The organism is Exiguobacterium sp. A1_3_1 (assembly GCF_048985645.1).
Lineage (GTDB): Bacteria > Bacillota > Bacilli > Exiguobacteriales > Exiguobacteriaceae > Exiguobacterium_A > Exiguobacterium_A indicum.
Map to the genome: position 1 here is coordinate 1 of NZ_WBYY01000064.1, position 16,101 is coordinate 16,101.

The following is a 16,101-nucleotide window of genomic DNA, read 5'->3' on the forward strand; positions in this document are numbered from 1 at the left end:
GGGCTCGGAGATGTGTATAAGAGACAGGTTCTTAACTGTGTAGTCAAAGACGTGACCACCACCTGCGCGAGCAGCATCGATGAAATGAAGGTGATATCCGGCGACGGCGATACCGTGACCAAATCGTGGTGTATAGTATCCGGCAAGCGTTCCTTCCGTGTGCTCGAACGTACGAGCGCTTTGAGAAGCGACAGCTTCCGTGATTGGAACGAACGGTTTTTCCTGGCGTGCGACGGTGCGTGTCTGAACCTCCGTGAATGTTCCGTCAATCCGGATAGCATAAAAGCTATTGATCGTTGGGAGTTGTTCGTTCAGCCAGTGCTCAAACGTCGCTTTTGACATCTCTTCCGTCATGGTCAGGGTTTGTTCCGGCTCGAAACGGGTTAATGTCGCGAAAGGTGTCGTCGTCTCAGGTTGGAGCGGTCGAGCACTACCATCTGAGCGGAGTTGATAGAATTGACCATCGAATCCAATCATCTCACCGTCTAAGTGGTCAAACGTTCCGATACCGAAATCACGTTGATCAAGGACGGAAGCATACGTGACTTCACTCTCAAATACGCCGTCAAGCAGTGCCATCATCGTTGAAATCTGGACGAGTGTTTTATCGTGTGCCATGTGAATCCTCCTTAGTTCAATTGATCGAGATGAACTTGTTCTCCGAGCGCGATGTTGTCACGGTAATCGATCGGTACATCGACGATGACGGGACCGTCTGTCGCGAGTGCTTCATCCATGATTGCTGCGAGTTCCGAAGGATGATTGACGCGGAGTCCTTTTGCTCCAAAGCTTTCCGCATATTTGACGAGATCGACGTCACCAAATGACGTACCGGATTTCCGTTTGTATTTCATCTCTTGTTGGAACGCGACCATATCGAATCCGCTGTCGCGCCAGACGAAGTGGACGAGTGGTGAGTTCAAGCGGACAGCTGTCTCAAGTTCCATTGCAGAGAAGAGGAATCCGCCGTCACCTGAAATCGAGACCGCTTTTTTTCCTGGACGTACGAGTGTTGCCGCGATTGCCCAAGGAAGTGCGACGCCGAGCGTTTGCATCCCGTTACTAAAGAGAAGGTGGCGTGGTTCATATGAACGAAAATGACGTGCCATCCAGATATAGTGAGAGCCGACATCGACTGTGACCGTGACATCATCCGCAATTTTTTCGCGTAACGTCTTCATGAAATAAAGCGGGTGCGTCAATGGAGAATCCGCGACTGGAGGAACATCACGATCAACAAGACGTTGATGTAATCCTTCGAGGAATTGCACGGAACTCTCAGGTAAAGTGAGTGGTTGCAGGCGTTTAGCGATCGCATCGACGGTTTTCGCCATATCACCGACAAGTTCACGGTCTGGACGATAGAAATGATCGATTTCAGCACGCATTTGATCGATGTGAACAAGCGTCCGGTCGTGCGTTGGTTGGTTCCAGAATTTCGGGTCATAACCGATTGGGTCATATCCGATCGAGAGGACGAGATCCGCTTCTGCAAGTAACGCATCTCCTGGCTGATTACGGAACAATCCAACACGTCCGTAGAAATTCGATTCAAGTTCACGTGATAATGTGCCGGCTGCTTGGAATGTCTGAACGACAGGAATCGAGACGTTTTTGAGTAACGAACGAATCGCGTGTACGACGTCTGGTTGACTCGCGCGCATACCGAGTAACAAGACAGGGAGTTTTGCCTCTTGAATCAGACGGGCTGTTTCATCGACCCATGCTTCTGGTGCAACGCCGAGCTTTGGTGCTTCAACCGCACGGAACGCCGTGACGTTCGCTTCGCTTAACCCGACGTCTTGCGGGATACTGACGAAAGCAGCTCCAGCTGTCGTTTCAGCTGTTCGGAAAGCATTCGATAATACTTCTGGAATGTTATCGGCATCTTGCACTTCAGCACTAAAGTTCGTAATCGGTGTAAAGAGTGCCTGATTGTCCATGGACTGATGTGTTCGTTTTAAACGATCGGCCCGTGTGACAGCTCCGGCAATTGCGACAACAGGGTCACCTTCAGAGTTCGCCGTCACGAGACCAGTCGCTAAATTCGATGCCCCAGGACCAGATGTTACAAGGACGACACCCGGTTTGTCCGTCAAGCGTCCGATGGCTTGAGCCATGAAGGCAGCGTTTTGTTCGTGCCGTGCAACGATGAGTTCAGGTCCCCGGTCCTGTAACACATTGAAGACGGAATCGATTTTGGCGCCGGGAATACCGAAGATGTAATCGACACCCTGCTCGATGAGTGAATCGACGACTAAATCCGCACCTGTTTTCTTCTGTACTAATTCTTTTGAATCACTGTTTTTATTTTCGTTCATTACAATTCTCCTTTTTACCAACATTTTTGGTGTTCGATAGCTGTAATAAATTATCTGTTTCAAAAAAATTATACATCTGTTTCATGGTAAAACCAACCTAAAATCATTTAGAAAATAAAAAAAGTACCTTGTGTATGATTACACAAGGTACAGAGATTGCCCTTATTCGACGTCGACTTTTCCGAAAGTCGCCCAGACGAACAAAGCAGTGATTCCCAAGACGAGAACGATGGGAGATGCCCAACTAATCAAGAAATCATCCACAGTATAGCCCTCCTTTTCGGTTCTTACGTATCTTAAGTGTATTAGAATGCTCACTATTTCTCAAGTGACGAACTGCTGAACATTCTTCGATAGGAAACGAAGAAGTTCTTATATAATTACCCGAATCATGATAAACTTATCTGCGGATAATTTAAGTTTGGAAAGGATGAACGATAGTGCGTTTACGACATAAACCATGGGCGCAGGATTATATGAAGGAACAATCCTCGATCTATATAGCAGAACCAGCATCTCTTAAAGGAGCATGGGCTAGCGAGTTCAAGAATGGTAACCCGATCTACATCGAAGTGGGATCAGGTAAAGGAGCCTTCATTACCGGAATGGCGCACCAACACCCGGATATCAACTTCATCGCGATCGAACTATTCGAAAGCGTTGCCGTGACGATCGTTCAAAAATTGGTCGAAACACCACAATCGAACGTTCGCGTCTTGACGGTCGATGCAAAAGACTTACGTGATTACTTTGAAAAAGGTGAAGTGTCCCGCGTGTACTTGAACTTCTCTGATCCATGGCCAAAGACACGTCATGCGAAACGCCGCTTGACGTATAAAACATTCCTCTCGACATATGAAGATATTTTACCAGCGAAAGGTCAAATCCACTTCAAGACAGATAATCGGAAGTTGTTCGAATCGAGTTTGATGACGATGTCAGCATACGGCATGCGCTTCGACTGGATGTCACTTGATTTACATGCGAATGAACCGGAAGATAACGTCCGAACAGAGTACGAAGAGCGTTTTTCATCAATGGGTCAACCGATTTATCGGATGGAAGCAACGTACCAAAATTAATTTAGACAAAAAGTTTTCTTATTTTCCTGGTATTTCTTTCACACTTTTTTCTTATTAATTGGTACAATGTTGTTGACTGAAGAACTTGTACTTATAGGTAAAGGGGGAATTTGGGGATGTGGCAGAAAAGCTTAGCCTTCGTAACGGCGCTCTTTCTCGCATTAAGTATCGGTCAATCGGTACTTGCTGCGGTTGATACCTCAGAAATGACGAAAGCATTAGATGAGGAATTACCAACGACGCATTACGATTATAAAAAAGGTTCGGTCGAAATCGAGGATCCGAAGACGTTCACGAATGAAAAAGGAGAAGAAGTCATCGGCGGGATCGCTGTCATCGAGACAGTCCGTGACGGCATCTTCATCACAATCAAACGTGAAATCCACTTCTTCAATGCCGATAGCGGTAAATTGTTGACGAGTGCCGATGCTGCAAAAGTTGATGGCGTAAAAGAATACATCGACGGTAACTCGGATAATCTTCAACAAAAAGTTGTCTACTGGTTACCGATGCTCTTGATGTTGTTGATCATCGCTGTACCAGCAGTCATCTTATACATCGTTGTTCCACGTCTATACTCGACGACGGAATACATGAACCCGATCTACGAACGCAACGACAACCCGCGTTAATTAAGAAAAAAGCCTCTATCCAATCGGATAGAGGCTTTTCTCATGCAAGCAACACGAAGATGAAAGCGAGTATGGCAGGTAGGCCTTGTTTGAGTAAAATGGAGCGATTGGCAGTCACGGCGCCATAAAGCGCAGCGATGATGACACATGCTAAAAAGAACAATTGGACAGCCACATCCTGACGAATCAGACCAAATACGAGTCCGGCTGCTAAAAATCCATTATATAAGCCTTGATTCGCAAAAAGTGTCCGAATTTGTTGTGATGCAACAGCTTCGTCCGTTAAACCGAACGTTCGACGAGCCGCTTTGGAAGAAAGAAAGAACATTTCAAGTGCTAAAATATAAAAGTGTTCCAAAGCAACGAGGATAACGAACAGCGTAGCAAGAATCGACATGAATCATACCTCCTTCAGATGAACGTGGAAAAAAGACCGTACTTCGTCGATCGAAGCACGGTCTTTTGATTAAGCGTATTCGAGTAAAGCGCCAGTTTCGGCATCAACTGTGAATTGATACGTTTTTTCGTCATCACCTTCAAGGACCGAGATGCCACCTTTGTAGCTTTGGTAGTCACGTGACTCATATGCGTAAGCCTCTGGTGTTGCAGAGATCCATGCACCTTGGACACGTCCTTTTGCTGAAAATGTGCGTTTCGTGATTTCGAGCGCTTCCTCGGCAGAAAGTTGTTTGTCATCAACGGCTTTCTTCACTGCGAAAGCGGCGACGACAGCTGCTGCCAATCCGATAATCCAATAGCGTTTTTTCATTAAAATTCCCCTCCTTACAGGTTCTATTCCTACTGTACCAAATAATTCGTTCAGAGAGAAACAAAAGGTTAAGTGATAGAAGCAATTTTTTGTATAATGAGAAGCAGGAGGCGATACATATGAATGAAAAAACGAGAGAGTTATTTCGAACACTGACGGAATTAAATGGGGCACCAGGGTTTGAGCACGACGTTCGTCAGTTCGTTCGCGAGCGCATCACACCTGTCACGGATGAGATCGTTACGGATGGACTCGGTTCGATTTTCGGAAAACGAACAGGCGATGCGACAGGACCGAAAGTCATGGTTGCCGGGCACATGGACGAAGTGGCATTCATGGTGACGCAAATCACGAAGAACGGAATGTTACGGATTCAACCGCTCGGTGGCTGGTGGAGCCAAGTGTTGCTTGCGCAACGCTTCTCAATCTGTACGGATAACGGTGTCATCCCTGGTGTCATCGCATCGATTCCACCACACTTGTTGACAGAAGAAGTACGCAATAAGCCGATGGCGATCAAAGACATGTTCATCGATATCGGTGCAGACTCAAAAGAAGAGGCAGAATCGTTTGGAGTACGTCCGGGTATTCCTGCCGTACCATTCTTCCCGTTCACACCGATGGCGAATCCGAAGAAGATCATGGCGAAAGCATGGGATAATCGCTATGGTGTCGGAATGGCGATTGAATTACTGGAAGAGACGACAGCGGCGGATCATCCGAACATTTTGTTCTCGGGTGCAACGGTTCAAGAAGAAGTTGGATTGCGCGGAGCACAAACAGCGACAGCACTCATCGATCCCGACGTCGCGTTCGTCGTCGACGCTTCTCCTGCCAATGATGCATCAGGAGACAAAACGGAATTCGGTCAACTCGGACAAGGCCCATTGCTTCGAATTAAAGACAGTGTCATGATTCTCTCAAAAGAGATGACAGATTACGTCCTCGATACGGCAGAATCGAACAAGATTCCGTACCAATATTATGTCGGTGCAGGTGGAACCGATGGTGGTGTCATCCATCGTTCGAATAATGGGATTCCAACGACAGTCGTTGGTTTACCAGCACGCTACATCCATACGCATGCATCGATCATGCATACAGATGATTATGATGCGGCGAAGGAATTGCTTCGGAAACTCGTCACGAACCTCGATACGACGACGCTCGCGACGCTGCAAGTTAAGTGAATGACATGACAGACAGTGGATGTGAATCCGCTGTCTGTTTTTGTTTAATAAGAACGATGTAAGTACGGACTGTCTTGTCAGTTGAAAAAACAATGTAGTCGGATAGAAAGGAGATTTGATATAATGATACGCGATGTTAAGAAAAGGACGTGACAAGATGTTCAAACAAAAAGGGATTTCACTTAGCCCTAAAGTATATTTCATCACCGTATTAAGTTATATGGCACTTGGCTTGTTTAGTTCGTTGATCATGGGTCTCATCATCCGGACGATTGGTGAAGGACTGGTGGGGCGTGGTGTAGAGGCGAAGTTCCTCATTCAGTTAGGAGAGCAGGCGATCGCACTGACTGGACCAGCAATCGGTGTGGCTGTAGCGTTTGCACTTGAGGCACCACCGCTGATCTTGTTCGCAGCAGTTGCCGTTGGTGCGTTCGGATATGAAGCAGGAGGACCAGCAGGGAGTTACATTGCAACGCTTCTTGCGACAGAGGTCGGAAAACTCGTTTCAAAGACGACACGACTCGATATTTTATTGACGCCGTTTGTTACGTTACTAGCCGGATTCGTTGCCGGACGTTACGCGGGAAAGTGGATTGGGAAAGGGATGACGGATCTTGGTGAGTTGATTCGTTGGGGAACGGAACGCGAACCATTATTCATGGGAATTTTTGTTGCTACCGTCATGGGTCTTGCATTGACGGCGCCGATTTCGAGTGCCGCGCTTGGAATCATGCTTGGTTTGGATGGACTTGCTGCAGGGGCGGCGACGATCGGTTGTGCGGCACAGATGATTGGGTTTGGCGTCATCAGTTACCGTGATAACGGAATCGGTGGCGTGGTTGCCCAAGGGATTGGTACGTCGATGTTACAAGTAGGGAATATCATTCGAAATCCTTGGATTCTTCTACCGCCGACTGTAGCCGGCGCAATCATAGCGCCATTTGCGACTGTTCTGTTGATGCTTGAGAGCAATCCGGAAGGTTCTGGTATGGGCACGAGCGGATTCGTTGGTCCGTTGATGTTATTAAAAACGATGGGGTTCGAAATGGAGTATTATCTAGCAGTCGCTGTCCTCTGTTTCCTTGCGCCTGGCATCATCAGTTATTTCATTTATCGCCTATTACGACGTCTCGGTCGGATTCAAGATGGCGATTTAAAAATCGAATATTAAATACAAAAAGCTGATTCTAAAGGATACGCCTGTTTGACCGGATGGTGGACGAACAAGCATATGACTTTTTGAATCAGCTTTTTTCATAAAGAGAATCCGAATGAACTTGAATAAAAACTCGTAAAGAAAACATAGAGGTAAATGAGGTAAAGTGGAGTCAAATACCGCATGCGTACGACGGGCAATTTTCGAGCGAGTCGTTTTCCGAGTGCTTCGAGTAAAATGATGATCGCAAAACCGACGACTAAGTACAAAAAGATTTCGGGTAAGCTTCTTTCGGAATCAATGAAGGAATAGCCGTAACGTAAACAACTCGTCATGCCAACGAAGCCGACGAAGCGTTCGAACGGATGTTTGATTGGTTGATCTGCCATAGTGAAGTCCTTTCCAGGTGTTTTCTAGTTGCAGTATAGCAAACCAAGCACGAAAACGCACAGCCACAATTGAATATGCTATGATGAGGGCAATGACTTCTAGGGAAATCAAAGGAGGAAATCATCATGAAAACATTACAATCCAAACAAGAATTCGATACAGCAAAACAAGGAAATGCCGTCTTTTTATTCTCAGCAAACTGGTGCCCGGATTGCCGCTTCTTAGATCCGTTCATGCCGGAAATCGAGCAAACATTTAACGGCTTCGAGTTTTACTACGTCGATCGCGACGATCATATTGAAATTGCCCAGGAAATGGACATCTTCGGAATTCCGAGTTTTGTTGCATTCCGCGATGGTGAAGAGACAGGGCGTTATGTCGGGAAAGAGCGGAAGACACCAGAACAGGTGACAGCATTTTTAGAGACGGTTTAAGAAAAAAGCGAGCGCTGACTCGCTTTTTTTCATGATAGAAAGGATGAATTCGAATGGAACTACAACAAATCCGAAGAATGATGACACAAACATTTGAAGAAGAAGGGTACACGACATATTTCGATCGTGAAAAGTCTGTATTACGAATTGAGCGAAAGCACGATAAATCAGGCGTTGATGTCGGATTGAATCCGCTTGTCGCAAAAGCAAAACGAAGAGGTGTCATTGCAGTCGAAGAGACGATCGAATATATCCGTGCTGTACTCGGACAAACGGATCAAATCTCACTCGTTGGACAAGAACAAAAAATCTTTCCTGTCATTCGCGCTAAATCGTTTGCCGATACGACAAAAGAAGGGAAGACGCTCGTCAGTACACCACATACGGGTGAGACGAAAATCATGTACGCACTTGATTTAGGGGCGACGTATCGTTTGATTGATGAGGAGTTACTGGCGTCTGCTGAATGGACAGCTGAACAGTTATCAGAAGCAGCGCGTTTTAATGTGAAATCGCTTGAAGCGCCATTTAAACAAGACGAAGTCGCAGGGAATATCTTTTATTTCTTGAGTCTCGGCGACGGATATGAGGCGAGTCGTGTTTTGAACAAGACTTTATTAGCCGATTATGCGGCGCAAATCGAAGGAGAATTCGCAGTCGGAATTCCGCATCAGGATGTCCTGATTTTCGCTGATATTCGGAATGACGCCGGATATGATGTCTTACAGCAATTGATGTTTGACTTCTTCTCGAACGGTCGTGTACCGGTCACGGCACTGCCATTCTTATATGAAGATGGCAATCTGGAGCCGGTCTTCGTCCTTGCGAAAAACAAGCAGCCGAAAGAGTGAAGAATCTGATACAATAGGCATTGTGAGAAAGACGGAAGGGAGTCATGGATTGAATGAATGTGTTTTATAATAAAGAGGGCGTCGGCGACGTCTTAATGATCATTTTGGAAGACGCACCACGTGCGGAAGTGACAGCGACTCGTGAAGGAGACGTAGCAACTATCAAGCATGGTGATCGTGTCGTCGGTTACAACCTGTTTGATGCTTCGACTACGTTTACGATCGAGACACAAGGACCGGTTGAATTGACGGAAGAATTGGCAACACGCATCCAAAAGGAACTGGCGATTCGAGATATCGAATTGTCACTCGAACAAGTGGATTATTCTCCGAAATTCGTTGTTGGGTTCGTTGCTTCTTGCGAGAAGCATCCGGATGCTGATAAATTATCGGTTTGTCAGGTAGAAGTAGATAACGGAACTTTACAAATCGTTTGTGGAGCACCGAATGTAGCGGCGGGTCAAAAAGTAGTCGTTGCTAAACCGGGAGCGGTCATGCCGTCTGGGTTAATCATCCGTCCTTCAGCGTTACGCGGCGTACCATCAAGTGGTATGCTCTGTTCAGCGCGTGAGCTCGGACTTGTCGATGCACCACAAGAAAAAGGGATTCTTGTACTCGATGATACAAAAGCAGTAGGGGAAGCATTCTCAATCGGTCGATGATTCGACCGATTTTTTAACAAGATGGAGGGGTGAACGTATGAGTAATCGTTATGAACAGTCACTAAAAGAGCAGGCTGCCCGGATTCGTCGAGAGCTTGCAGGGGAACGTGAGACAAAGCCGGTGGAACGTCCGAAAAAAGAGGAGCGTGAAGATCGCTTCGTTTTAACGGATGTGCCTTCACCGATTTATGGATTCCAACGTCCGAAGCAATCTGCATCGGAAACCGTAAAAGCTGCGGAAGAAACGGAAATGAGTGAGCAGGTTTCGGAAACAGTCGAAGAGGGAAATACTGATGAGGTTGCTTTGACGGATCAAGAACTGATCGCGCCAGAAGTCGTATTAGACGAAGCGGAAGCAGATGCTGGTCTTGTACCGGTGACTGATGTCGAATTACTCGTACCGGAACCTCACACAAGTGAAGAGCTCGTGAGAGAAGAAGTGCCAACCGTAACCGAAGTAGAAGAAACGGACGAAACTGAAACATCTTCCAACAGTGAGACGGTGGAACCATCAGTTGTTCCGACAGAGACATCAAGTGAAGAGTCTGCTGATGAAAAAGAAGCTGAGCAACAAGCGGAGAGCTTCGCACCGACTTTTGATACATCTGCTATTGAAGTAGATCAAGATCCATCTGTTACTGAGGTCGATAAGCCTGTTCAGTCGGAAGTGAAAAAACCGGTCGGACCGCCTGTTAACGTCGTCATGACGACGAAAGACTTGATGGCGATGTATCGCGCACGTCGAGAACAAAATAATTTACATGGTAAAAAATAAATCGGTTTGCTATAATGGTACAGGTTTTGTACCCGAGCCCGATGGTACGGACCGGAACGTGAATTGGAGGGCTTTTATATGACAAAGTATCATTTTGTTGGAATCAAAGGAACAGGGATGAGTGCGCTCGCCCAAGTACTACATGAGATGAATCATGAGGTGCAAGGTTCAGACATCGAAAAGCACATTTTTACTGAAGACGCGTTACGGGCTAAGGGAATTCCATTTTTCCCGTTCAATGCGGATAACATCAAAGAAGATTATGTCATCATCCAAGGGAATGCTTTTGGAGATGATCATCCAGAAATCGCACGGGCAAATGAACTTGGTTTAACCATCCATCATTATTACGATTTCTTAGGACATCTAGCAAATGAATATCGTTCGGTCGCCATTACAGGCTCACACGGAAAAACGTCGACGACAGGTTTGCTTTCACACGTCTTGAGCGGTATCACGCCGACAGCTTTCTTGATCGGAGACGGGACAGGGGCAGGAGTAGAGGATGCGAAAGCATTCGTCTTCGAGGCATGTGAATACAAACGTCACTTCTTATATTACAAGCCGGACTACGCTATCATGACGAATATCGACTTCGATCATTCGGATTATTTCACAGGAATCGATGACGTCGTTTCGGCATTCCAAGAAATGGCGATGCAGGTTAAGCAAGCGATCGTTGCTTGTGGAGATGATGAGCATCTTCAAAACATTCAAGCGAATGTACCTGTTCTCTATTATGGATTTGGAGAAAACAATGATTTCCGCGCGGAAAACGCGACGTCAACGCCAGATGGTACATCATTTGATGTTTATTTACGTGATGATTTCTACGGCACGTTCCTCATTCCAGGATTCGGTCGTCATCATGTCTTGAATGCACTCTCTGTCATTGCGATCTGTCAGTACGAAGGATTGAGCAAAGACGACGTTGCTGAACGTTTAGCCACATTTGGTGGTGTAAAACGTCGCTTCAGTGAGTCGGAATTCGGCACACAAATCTTAGTAGATGACTACGCGCACCATCCAAAGGAAATCAGCGCGACGATTGAGTCGGCACGGAAAAAATATCCGGACCGTGAAGTCATTGCGATTTTCCAACCGCATACGTACACACGCTTGAAATCATTCATGGATGATTTCGCGACTTCTTTACGTGAGGCAGATGCGACATATCTATGCGAAATCTTTGGATCGGCACGTGAGCAGGAAGGGCAAGTTCGCGTCGAAGATCTGCAGGAGAAAATCCCGCAAGCTTCTATTCTGACGCGCGACAACGTTTCTGTTCTACGTCAGCATGAAAATGCTGTGCTTCTGTTCATGGGAGCGGGCGATATCCAGACGTATCAGCATCAGTATCAAAGCGTAAAATAAGCAACAGATCAAAAAGCGTCACTCGACCGGAGTGGCGCTTTTTTTGTCGTATTTTTGAATTATGATAGTAATTTCAAAAAACCGATGAGGAAAATCTAAAATAGGATTGCATCTTGAAATAAAGTTTGAAATAGTGTGTATGTGTTGAAGTTATTAACGGAAAGGAAAGACACCATGGGACAGATTTTACTCATCTTATTGCTCCAGTTGATTTACGTTCCTGTTTTGACATTACGGACGATCATGCTCGTCAAAGGGCGGACTGTCATTGCTGGATTATTTGGCACAGTCGAAACATTGATTTACATTTTTGCACTAGGAATCGTATTCCAAGACTTAACGACACTCGGTATGGTCGTTTATGCGCTTGGATTTGGTCTAGGAATACTCGTCGGTGGATATGTCGAGCGAAAACTCGCCATCGGTTACAATATGATTCAAGTGCATACGCAAGAATTTCCAGCGGAACTGATTCAAGTCATTCGCGATAATGGTTTCGGTGTGACACATTATCAAGGTCAAGGACGAGACGGTGTCCGTTATCGGTTAGATGTGCTCGCGGCTCGAACACGTATGAAAGTGCTTCGTAATCTCGTCGAAGAATACGAACCGAAAGCATTCCTCGTTGCATTCGATTCCGTCGACTTCAAAGGGGGGTATATGTTGAAAGGATTAAAGCGTCCTCGATAGAGCACTTTTCCTGAGAATGATGTTTATTCTTTGTTATTTAAGGATAAAGATGAAATAGAACGTCATTTGAAATCAGGAAAGGGGAATATCAGATGATTAGTAATCATGCAAAATCAGCTTTGAATCAACAGGTAGCAAACTATGGGGTACTGTTCGTCAAACTCCACAATTATCATTGGTACATTAAAGGACCAGACTTCTTAACGCTTCACGAGAAGCTTGAAGAACTTTATACATGGGTATCTGAACAATATGATGTTGTTGCAGAACGTCTATTGATGAATAACGGAACACCTTCTGCGACACTGAAAGAGTATTTAGAGCAAACGACGCTTGAAGAAGCGAAATCGGGGTTATCGGCAGATGAGATGATTGATTCCGTCATCAAAGACTTCCAACAAGTCCGAAAAGAGATGCTCGATGCGATTGAACATCTTGAGGCACAAGACGTGACGGTTGAAGATGATTTACTTGGTCAAGCGAAGGAAATCGAAAAACAAATTTGGATGCTCCGTGCGACATTGAAAAAATAAGATATAGAAAACGGATGACCCCGTCCTATGTAGGACGAGCCATCCGCTTTTTCTTATTTCAGGTTTTCAGGATTGAGGACTTCGAGTTCTGGAAGAACGAAACGACCGTCTTTACGGATCAATACGTCGTCGAACCAGATTTCTCCACCACCGTAATCGGGACGTTGGATGTTGACGAGATCCCAGTGAACGGATGAGTCATTACCGTTGTAGGCTTCTTCGTAAGCTTGACCTGGTGTGAAGTGGAAGCTGCCATCGATTTTTTCATCGAATAGAATATCCTTCATTGGATGCTGAATGAAAGGATTGACGCCGATCGCGAATTCGCCGACGAAACGAGAACCAGCATCTGTATCGAAGACTTGGTTGATTCGATCCGTATCGTTCGCCGTCGCTTCGACGATTTTACCGTCTTTGAACGTCAGTTTGACGTTTTCAAACGTGAACCCTTGATATGGAGACGGTGTATTGTACGAGATCACACCGTTGACCGAATCCTTGACCGGTGCCGTAAAGACTTCACCGTCTGGAATGTTGGCATTTCCAGCGCATTTGATGGCTGGGATATCTTTGATCGAAAACGTTAGATCCGTTCCTGGTCCGACGAGACGAACACGATCCGTCCGGTTCATCAAGTCAACGAGTGGTTCCATCGCTTGACCCATTTTTTCATAATCAAGCGTACAGACATCGAAGTAGAAGTCTTCGAATGCTTCTGTTGATTGATTGGCAAGTTGCGCCATCGATGCGGTTGGGAAACGAAGGACGACCCATTTCGTTCCTTTGACACGATCTTGTGTGTGCATCTTACCAATCGTTTGACCGTAAAGTTTCATCTGTTCAGCCGGCACATCTGACAATTCATTGATGTTATCACCAGCACGTAGTCCGATGTATGCGTCCATCGCTTGCATTTGCTTGCGTTCGATGTCTGCCATCAATTGGAGTTGCTCTTCTGAAGCATTTCGGTATAATTTTCGTAGGATACGATTATCCTTAAGTAAGACGAACGGATGACCGCCAGCCGCGTAGGCAGCTTCAACAAGTGCCTCGACCAGTTCGCGTTCGATGCCGAAGTTTTCAATCAATACTTTTTCACCAGGTTCAAGGGCAACCGAATAGTTAATGAGATTCGTTGCCAGTTGAGTAAGACGTGGGTCACGCATGAAATTTCCCCCTCGAAATGGATGATGTAGGTTTCATTTATCATTGTAACGGAAATAAACCATTTGGAGTAGCAGGAACGACTTGCTACATGTCGAACTATCAACAAAAGACTATGCAAAAAAATTGGAGGCAAGAACCATGGAAATCACATTAGGCGGAGTCGCCGGATTAGTCGCTGCGATCGCATTCGTAGTGCTCGTCATTTTCCTTGCCCGTGTATTAGGTGCTGCGAGTAAGACGCTCAACAATGTAGCCAACACGACAGCAGGACTTGAACGTCAATTAGACGGTATCATGATGGAGACGACAGCGTTGTTACATAAGACGAATCGTCTGGTCGATACGATTGAAGAAAAAACAGAATTGCTTGCACCTGTCGCAAACTCGATCGAAGAACTTGGTACGTCTTTAAACAAAGTGACAGATTCTGTCCGGACAGTATCCGATACGGTCGCTGGTGCGGCGGATACGAATAAAGAACAGATTGCGCAAGCAGTCCGTTGGGGTTCGGTCGCTGTAGAGTTATTTAAGAAAAATAAACCGGCAGAGACTACGGTTCAAAATCATTCGACGGCAACGACGACGGTCGAGAAAAAGCCACGTCGTCGATTCCGGAAAAAGGCAGAGACGCCGGTCACACCGGAAGTCGTGTCAGTACCGGACGTTGAAAGCATTCCAGATGAGTTGAAGGGAGATCGTAAATCATGACGAAACAACATCCATATCAAGCACAAGATTCTTCTAAAGGAGGAGGCTTCCTTGCCGGAATCATCGTTGGTGGATTGATTGGTGCTGCGGCAGCTCTCCTTTCTAGCCCAAAATCAGGTCGTGAAGTACGCAATCTGATTGACGAGCGTACGGCTCCTGCCCGTCAACGTTTGACGGAACAGACACAAGTCGTCCGCGAAAAAGCGGAGCCACTCGTAGGTGAGTGGATTCAACTAGCGAAAGATAAGGCAGCACCTGTCATTGAAAAAGCGAAGAACAATTCAACGGTTCAAGAAGCGGCACAATATGCGGGCTTTGAGAAGGATCAGGCAAGCATCGATGCTGCTCTCGCGGAAGCGGAGCAACTCGTACGGGACATTGAACGTGAAATCGGCGACGAAGTCGATGGGGCGTCTGTTGCAGAAGAAATCGACACGGAGACGGTCGTTGAACTTTCGGAGTTACGTGAACAGTTAGCAGACGAACAAGAGGAAGACAATGATCCACAGTCTGATGTGAATCATAAGAAATAATCAATACATGAGGAGCTCTCATCATGAGGGCTCTTTTTCTATGTTTCCTTATAGAGGAAACATCAAAAAATTATATGAAAAAACGTAATTTATTTTCATATTTTAAGAAATCATGCAGCTTCTTTATGTACAACAGGGAAAGAGTTCGCTATAATTAGTTGCTATTACGAGCTATATGCTGATTAGGGAGTGGTAGGACATGGATCAACATGCAGAATTAAAAAGATTACGTGATGAACTCGATTTAGTGAATGCAGAATTATTGGAATTGATGAACAGACGAGGTCAAATTGCCGTTGAAATCGGAAAAGTCAAACGAGCACAAGGGCTTGATCGATACGACCCTGTTCGAGAACGTCAAATGCTCGAATCAATTGCCGCTAATAACCATGGACCTTTTGAAACAGGACGCCTTCAGCATGTATTTAAAGAAATTTTCAAAGCTTCTCTCGAATTACAAGGAGAAGATCGGACTCGGAAATTACTCGTATCACGGAAACAAAAACCGACGAATACGATCATCCGGATCGGAGATGCCGTCATCGGAGACGGTTCACAACAATTGATCGCTGGACCGTGTGCGGTCGAGAGCGAAGAACAAGTATTTGAGGTCGCGGAACAGCTCGCGAAACATGGCGTGAAGTTCATGCGAGGCGGAGCGTACAAACCACGTACATCGCCTTACGACTTCCAAGGTCTAGGACTCGAAGGTCTAAAGATGTTGAAAAAAGCAGCGGACGCGCACGGTTTGCATGTCATCACTGAAATCATGACACCGAGCGCCGTTGAATCTGCTTTACCACTGTCTCTTATACACATCTCCGAGCCCACGAG

At 45.9% G+C, this 16,101-nt stretch carries 21 protein-coding genes; 14 read left to right on the forward strand and 7 right to left on the reverse strand.

Annotated features, from left to right (window positions below; translation table 11 throughout):
* The 3 genes from budA to cydS form a co-directional block, all read right to left on the reverse strand.
* A partial coding sequence (budA, locus tag F8N00_RS08570; RefSeq protein ID WP_421018039.1) for an acetolactate decarboxylase occupies positions 1–618 on the reverse strand: 618 nt, incomplete at its 3' end.
* Positions 619–629: 11 nt separating this feature from the next.
* Complete coding sequence (gene alsS / locus F8N00_RS08575; protein ID WP_421018040.1) at positions 630–2,321, reverse strand: acetolactate synthase AlsS; 1,692 nt, start codon at positions 2,319–2,321, stop codon at positions 630–632.
* A gap of 162 nt (positions 2,322–2,483) precedes the next feature.
* On the reverse strand, positions 2,484–2,585 hold the full coding sequence (cydS, locus tag F8N00_RS08580; protein WP_023469087.1) for a cytochrome bd oxidase small subunit CydS: 102 nt from the start codon (positions 2,583–2,585) through the stop codon (positions 2,484–2,486).
* Positions 2,586–2,761: 176 nt separating this feature from the next.
* On the opposite strand from cydS, the gene trmB reads away from it, so the two are divergent.
* On the forward strand, positions 2,762–3,403 hold the full coding sequence (gene trmB, locus F8N00_RS08585) for a tRNA (guanosine(46)-N7)-methyltransferase TrmB (protein WP_336449013.1): 642 nt from the start codon (positions 2,762–2,764) through the stop codon (positions 3,401–3,403).
* Positions 3,404–3,519: 116 nt separating this feature from the next.
* Positions 3,520–4,035, forward strand: coding sequence for a hypothetical protein (locus F8N00_RS08590; RefSeq protein WP_058264706.1), 516 nt, complete (start codon positions 3,520–3,522; stop codon positions 4,033–4,035).
* Positions 4,036–4,075: 40 nt separating this feature from the next.
* Here F8N00_RS08590 and F8N00_RS08595 read toward each other — a convergent pair whose 3' ends face one another.
* Together F8N00_RS08595 and F8N00_RS08600 are read right to left on the reverse strand one after the other, a co-directional pair.
* A complete protein-coding gene (locus F8N00_RS08595) occupies positions 4,076–4,432 on the reverse strand; it encodes a DUF1304 domain-containing protein (protein ID WP_058264707.1) in 357 nt (118 codons plus the stop codon).
* A gap of 69 nt (positions 4,433–4,501) precedes the next feature.
* The gene (locus tag F8N00_RS08600; protein WP_023469083.1) at positions 4,502–4,804 is read right to left on the reverse strand and encodes a PepSY domain-containing protein; all 303 of its coding nucleotides are present in this window, start codon (positions 4,802–4,804) and stop codon (positions 4,502–4,504) included.
* 119 nt (positions 4,805–4,923) lie between these two features.
* On the opposite strand from F8N00_RS08600, the gene F8N00_RS08605 reads away from it, so the two are divergent.
* Complete coding sequence (locus F8N00_RS08605) at positions 4,924–5,994, forward strand: M42 family metallopeptidase (protein WP_035396484.1); 1,071 nt, start codon at positions 4,924–4,926, stop codon at positions 5,992–5,994.
* A gap of 157 nt (positions 5,995–6,151) precedes the next feature.
* Positions 6,152–7,165, forward strand: a complete 1,014-nt coding sequence (locus F8N00_RS08610; RefSeq protein ID WP_421018041.1) for a PTS transporter subunit IIC — start codon at positions 6,152–6,154, stop codon at positions 7,163–7,165.
* Between the two features lie 83 nt (positions 7,166–7,248).
* On the opposite strand, the gene F8N00_RS08615 is transcribed toward F8N00_RS08610, so the two are convergent.
* Positions 7,249–7,539 carry a hypothetical protein gene (locus F8N00_RS08615; protein WP_023469080.1) on the reverse strand — a complete coding sequence of 97 codons (291 nt, stop codon included), beginning with the start codon at positions 7,537–7,539 and terminating at the stop codon, positions 7,249–7,251.
* Positions 7,540–7,665: 126 nt separating this feature from the next.
* Between F8N00_RS08615 and F8N00_RS08620 the strand changes: the two genes are divergently transcribed.
* The 7 genes from F8N00_RS08620 (at position 7,666) to F8N00_RS08650 (ending at position 12,859) form a co-directional block, all read left to right on the forward strand.
* Positions 7,666–7,974 carry a thioredoxin family protein gene (locus F8N00_RS08620; protein WP_023469079.1) on the forward strand — a complete coding sequence of 103 codons (309 nt, stop codon included), beginning with the start codon at positions 7,666–7,668 and terminating at the stop codon, positions 7,972–7,974.
* Positions 7,975–8,027: 53 nt separating this feature from the next.
* Complete coding sequence (locus tag F8N00_RS08625; protein WP_055968792.1) at positions 8,028–8,825, forward strand: DUF1444 domain-containing protein; 798 nt, start codon at positions 8,028–8,030, stop codon at positions 8,823–8,825.
* A gap of 53 nt (positions 8,826–8,878) precedes the next feature.
* A complete protein-coding gene (ytpR, locus tag F8N00_RS08630) occupies positions 8,879–9,487 on the forward strand; it encodes a YtpR family tRNA-binding protein (RefSeq protein ID WP_214746627.1) in 609 nt (202 codons plus the stop codon).
* 37 nt (positions 9,488–9,524) lie between these two features.
* Positions 9,525–10,262, forward strand: coding sequence for a hypothetical protein (locus tag F8N00_RS08635; protein ID WP_214746624.1), 738 nt, complete (start codon positions 9,525–9,527; stop codon positions 10,260–10,262).
* 78 nt (positions 10,263–10,340) lie between these two features.
* Positions 10,341–11,636 (forward strand): UDP-N-acetylmuramate--L-alanine ligase, encoded by a 1,296-nt coding sequence (gene murC, locus F8N00_RS08640; protein WP_023469075.1) that lies wholly within the window; start codon positions 10,341–10,343, stop codon positions 11,634–11,636.
* Positions 11,637–11,810: 174 nt separating this feature from the next.
* A complete protein-coding gene (locus F8N00_RS08645) occupies positions 11,811–12,326 on the forward strand; it encodes a DUF2179 domain-containing protein (protein WP_023469074.1) in 516 nt (171 codons plus the stop codon).
* A gap of 92 nt (positions 12,327–12,418) precedes the next feature.
* The gene (locus F8N00_RS08650; protein WP_023469073.1) at positions 12,419–12,859 is read left to right on the forward strand and encodes a Dps family protein; all 441 of its coding nucleotides are present in this window, start codon (positions 12,419–12,421) and stop codon (positions 12,857–12,859) included.
* Positions 12,860–12,912: 53 nt separating this feature from the next.
* Here F8N00_RS08650 and F8N00_RS08655 read toward each other — a convergent pair whose 3' ends face one another.
* The gene (locus F8N00_RS08655) at positions 12,913–14,025 is read right to left on the reverse strand and encodes an aminopeptidase (protein ID WP_029342360.1); all 1,113 of its coding nucleotides are present in this window, start codon (positions 14,023–14,025) and stop codon (positions 12,913–12,915) included.
* 139 nt (positions 14,026–14,164) lie between these two features.
* On the opposite strand from F8N00_RS08655, the gene F8N00_RS08660 reads away from it, so the two are divergent.
* From F8N00_RS08660 to F8N00_RS08670, 3 genes are all read left to right on the forward strand, one after another.
* Positions 14,165–14,734, forward strand: coding sequence for a DUF948 domain-containing protein (locus F8N00_RS08660; RefSeq protein WP_421018042.1), 570 nt, complete (start codon positions 14,165–14,167; stop codon positions 14,732–14,734).
* A complete protein-coding gene (locus tag F8N00_RS08665; protein WP_035396501.1) occupies positions 14,731–15,267 on the forward strand; it encodes a YtxH domain-containing protein in 537 nt (178 codons plus the stop codon). The genes F8N00_RS08660 and F8N00_RS08665 overlap by 4 nt, the downstream gene beginning before the upstream one ends.
* A 199-nt stretch (positions 15,268–15,466) precedes the next feature.
* A partial coding sequence (locus tag F8N00_RS08670) for a bifunctional 3-deoxy-7-phosphoheptulonate synthase/chorismate mutase (RefSeq protein WP_421018043.1) occupies positions 15,467–16,101 on the forward strand: 635 nt, incomplete at its 3' end.